Here is a 4,561-nt window from a genome sequence, read left to right as displayed (position 1 = left end):
GAAACTCTCACTTTTTCAAGTAGTTGTGTCAGAGCAAGTCAAAACTAATTCAATTGATTTCTCTCCATTCAAGTTCCATGCCCTTAATTTTGGAAGTACTTGTAACTCACGTATCCAAACTCGAACTTGTTCAAATTTTACGCTTAACTCAACAGAAGAAGGTACTCTTAATGGGATTCTCCAGGGAAATAAATCCGTAGGAGCTAAGGTTTCTGCTAATAAGCGACCTGAATCCCAATAGCCAGTTACTTTGTTGCGTATCTCTGGAAGGGTAGTCCATGAGTTATTGCTCGGCAAGATATGCCTCGCGTTCTTTTTGATATTCTTCAATTGCCAAATTACGAAGCATGGATTCACCTCCCTCACGATTGTGTACAAAACCCACAGAGGAGACATAAGGTTCGATAATGTGAATTTTTTGCAAAGGCGTTACAATCAATAACTGTAGGTTCATTTTTTTAAATAAATCCAAACCAAAACGTGCCGATTCATCAGAACCTCGTCCAAAAGCCTCATCAATAACTACAAAACGAAAACTACGATTTCGGGAATTATCCGCTTGCAAACCAAATTGATAAGCAAGACTTGCTGCAAGTACTGTGTAAGCGAGTTTTTCTTTTTGACCTCCAGATTTTCCACCTGAATCAGTATAATGTTCGTGCTCACTTTGATCTTCTAACCAACGTTCTGATGCGGCAAAAACAAACCAGTTTCTCACATCAGTCACTTTACGAGTCCAGCGTTTGTCAAGCTCTGTACTCCCTTCACGCCCACGAAAACGTTCAATAATTGCTTTAACTTGCAAAAATTTATTTTCAGCATAATGTTCAGTTTCTTGGCTGTTAAGCGTACCTTCAGTACACTGACGTAAATCAAAACGAAATGTACGTAACTCAATGTCATTATTGTCTTGGATCTCTAAGCAAATATAGCGCCTGGGATTATACTCAATTTCGGCAAGGGACTGATTAATTTGTTCGATACGTTCTCTAATTTCCTGTACTTCACGGTTCAGTTGCGATTGAAAATTGGCAATCTCACGGATGGTATTTTCATTAAGCAAAGCCTTAAATCGCTGTTCAAATTGTGGCAAGCCATCTGCCTCCAAATTAGCCAACATGGCTTTAAACTCTGGACCCGTTTCGATTCGTGCATCAACCTCTTGTGTTTCTGCTGGATAATCACGTCGATATCCTTCCATGGCTTTAATAAGACGCTCTTCAAGAGTTTTAAGTTTACTGTCTTGGCCATCAATTTTCTTTTGCAGCCATACTCGCAGTTCTTGCTGGCGATTGTCACAAGATTCTACAGTAAGTTGATGCTCACCTAAAGCTTCTGCGCGATAAGTATCTAAATGTGTAATAAGTGAAGCTGGATCATTAATTTCTGAAGAAATAAGCTCTTGCTCACACGCTTGTAATTGTTGATAAGCGAGCTCCTTCCGTGCTTTTTAGATTTAGCATCTTTTTGGTGATCTAATTGCTGTTCCAATTCCTTAATACTTAGAGTTATTTGCGATAAAGAATCATTTAATAGTTTGAGCACATCCGAAGTTGCTTCGAGTCGTGCTCGTTCTTGTTCTAACTTGGCAATAGAAACAGTCAATGCGTGCCAATTTAATTCTTCAAACTCCTTAAATGATTCAAGACGCACAATGTGCGTCTTTTCTTGAGCCAATTTTTTTTGCCAAATCTGCTGTTGATGAATCGCATGTCCAAGCCCTTGTAATTTTTCTTCTTGATAATTTTTTTGCGTCACTAAAGCTTTAATTTTCGCCTGATTACTCCATCCTAAAATATAGCGACTTCGATCATCGATGCGATAACGATCATCTTTTTCATGTCGGTGGCCAGAGGATTTAATTTGACCCGCTTTGGTTACTGCCTGCTGAACTTTACGAAAATTGTCTATAGTATCACAACAAAGGTAATCAAAACGCTTGGTCAGTTCAATTTCAAGCCAGGAATAAAACTCAGAATCTGGCTTAATCTGTATTTTCTCTACTAATGAACCAGATTGTGGCGCTTTTTCATATTTTTTTTCAACACCAGCAGGTACACGATAATAGACAAATCTACCGTGCAAATGAGTTCGCTCTACCCATTCACTGACTTTACTATAATGTCGATCAGGTACGAGCAATGATAAACCAAAATGATGTAATAGACGTTCAGCAACGCCTTCCCACGCAGTTTCTCGCTCATGTACTTGCAATAATTCCCCAATATAAGGCATTTCTTCTATTTTAATATTTAATGCCTGACAAAGCTGAGCACGTAAAGCAATTTGTTGCGATCCAATATTACTGTGTCTTTGCTTTAATGAATTAATTTCATCTAAAAGCAGATGATGTTGCTGTTGGAGTGTTTTAAATTCAACAGTAAACTCGGTTAATTGGTTCTGAAGGTTGCTTTCTTCAGTTTCAAAAGATGCCAGACGTTCTTGTAGTGTTGAATGATTGTTCAAAAAATGCTCTAAACTATCCGGCAAATGCAAATCTAATTCTTTTGCAATGAGTTGATATTCATTAGCTTTTTGTTTTCGTTTCCCTTGCTCACGTGAACGCTCTTCAATTTCTAAGCGCAAGCGCTCCAAACGATCACCACCATTAGCTGCGATTTCTAGAGTAATATGATCTCGTTCTGTTATTGCTTGGGCACGTTTTACATCTAACTGGGTAATTTTTTCCGATAGCTTTTGATGCTCTTCATGTAAATGAGTAAGGCGTTTTTGTAATAAGCCGATTTTTAATTGTGAAAAATAATAGCGCAGTCCCTCTCGACAAGTGAGCCAATGCTCTTTAAAGAGTAGAGCTTGAGTATGATTATCCAAATCTTGCGTTAAAGGAGTTAGTTTTTCAATTTGTTTTTTTGCTTTAACTACTGCATCATGCGCTCTATTGAGATCATCAAAATGCTGGATTAAAAATTCGATACGTGGCGCTACATCAAAAGCTTCAAGCATGTGTTCACGCACAAATTCGGTCAAGTTGCCTACGGACTTCATGGAAACTGTTTGATGAAACAATTCCAATGCTTGTTCGTTATGAATACCAAAACGTCGTTTGAATGCAGCAGCATATGGTGGAAAGCTTTCAAAAATGGATTCAATTGAAATAAATTGACGCAATCTTTTTTTCAATTGATTTATATCATGGCCAAAATTGGCAAAATGATTGGCAATATCTAAAATTTGATCCGCTACAACAAAAAAGCGTGCTGGTTGTCCTGTAGGTTCTTTAAGCCAAAAAACTTGAGCTAATGTCACTGTTTGCTCTGTAATTTCATTATAAAAAACTCCCAGAATCACCGAGTAATTATTTGTAGTGCGTAAAGCAACAGGTTTGGCAGCATGCCCCAAGTCACTGCGTTCCGATTTATAATATCCCAAAACATAAGAACGAAGACTGCGTTCCTTAGATTCTGCCCCAGCTGCTTTGTTATAAGCAATACGGTGTGCAGGAACAAGCAACGTGGTAATGGCATCGACTAAAGTGGATTTTCCCGATCCAATATCGCCCGTAAGTAAGCCATTTTTTCCATTAAGAATCAAACGCCAAACACGTTGATTAAAAGTTCCCCAATTGAATACTTCAACGTGTCTTAAGCGAAAACCTGACAGTACATCAGTTTTTTCTAATTGATAAAGTAATTCTTGCATGCTTAATCTTCCGCAGGATTCAAGCCAGCATATACAGCATAAGCTTTAAGTCGTTCTTCAAAATCATGGAGCCATTGCGCGTCAATGAAGGCTTTAATGATCCGTTTGACTTCTATTTTATTGGCATCATTTTGTAAACGACGCACAAAACCTAATTCAACGATTTTATTGATGTAAGTATCTACTTGATCTATCATTCTCGCTTCATTGCTCCCCCTCGGCAAAAATAAGCGCAACTGTTCAACAATTTCTTCTTTTTCTAAAATTAAACGCTGCTCACCACTCATTGCATCATGTTCCACTAATTTGCGGCGAAATAGAGCCAACAGCAAACTCACTGGATAAGAAAGTTGGCGTTTATTGACTAGGGAAGGAAGCTCTATCGTTCCATGTTCTGTGTGGCGAGTATTTAACCAAGCAATTCCCTCGTCTTCCAATAATGATAAATCCAGGCCAATAAGATGCACGTAATCACGTACCTGCGCTTGTGAATGAAGTAAATGTTGCCATAAGGCAGGATCATCATCTAAATAGAATACACCTTTCATCAATTTGATCAGTATTAAAGATAAGGTATTACCATGTTCTTTTATTTCACTCACGTTAGCCTCGTGTAAAAATAATACGTGGAAGACTTGCCTCACGAATAATGCCCACATTATCAAACCAAGAAATTGGTTCAATTTGCTGCTCATCAAACACCGCGTGTTTATCATTTGCTGCAATAGACAAATAAACTACTAATTCAGCCAATCCTTGTTGTAAAGGATAATGTTGGAGTACTTGTGATAAAGTAACTTGCAACTCCATACCTCTAGCTCGTTTGATGTTTGATGTTTGATGTTTGATGTTAGATGTTAGATGTTAGATGTTAGATGTTAGATGTTAGATGTTAGATGTT

Annotated in this window: 5 protein-coding genes; all 5 read right to left on the bottom strand. The window is 38.0% G+C overall.

The window, feature by feature from the left end; translation table 11 throughout:
• Positions 1-15: 15 nt before the first annotated feature.
• The 5 genes from QM652_RS14150 to QM652_RS14130 all read right to left on the bottom strand — a co-directional run bounded on the left by QM652_RS14150 (position 16) and on the right by QM652_RS14130 (position 4,488).
• Positions 16-396, bottom strand: a complete 381-nt coding sequence (locus tag QM652_RS14150; protein WP_415076901.1) for a DUF3322 domain-containing protein — start codon at positions 394-396, stop codon at positions 16-18.
• Entirely contained in the window at positions 284-1,201 is a 918-nt protein-coding gene (locus QM652_RS14145) for an SbcC/MukB-like Walker B domain-containing protein (protein ID WP_415076899.1), read from the bottom strand. Before QM652_RS14145 ends, QM652_RS14150 begins: the two co-directional genes overlap by 113 nt.
• Before the next feature lie 149 nt (positions 1,202-1,350).
• Complete coding sequence (locus QM652_RS14140) at positions 1,351-3,660, bottom strand: ATP-binding protein (RefSeq protein ID WP_415076897.1); 2,310 nt, start codon at positions 3,658-3,660, stop codon at positions 1,351-1,353.
• Positions 3,661-3,662: 2 nt separating this feature from the next.
• A complete protein-coding gene (locus QM652_RS14135) occupies positions 3,663-4,262 on the bottom strand; it encodes a DUF4194 domain-containing protein (protein WP_415076895.1) in 600 nt (199 codons plus the stop codon).
• 1 nt (position 4,263) lies between these two features.
• Positions 4,264-4,488 (bottom strand): DUF3375 family protein, encoded by a 225-nt coding sequence (locus tag QM652_RS14130; protein ID WP_415076903.1) that lies wholly within the window; start codon positions 4,486-4,488, stop codon positions 4,264-4,266.
• Between the last annotated feature and the right edge of the window lie 73 nt (positions 4,489-4,561).

The organism is Legionella sp., assembly GCF_047605385.1.
Taxonomy (GTDB): Bacteria; Pseudomonadota; Gammaproteobacteria; order Legionellales; family Legionellaceae; genus Legionella.
Note: the sequence above shows the minus strand (reverse complement) of the source record. Positions and strands in the feature narration are given on the sequence as shown.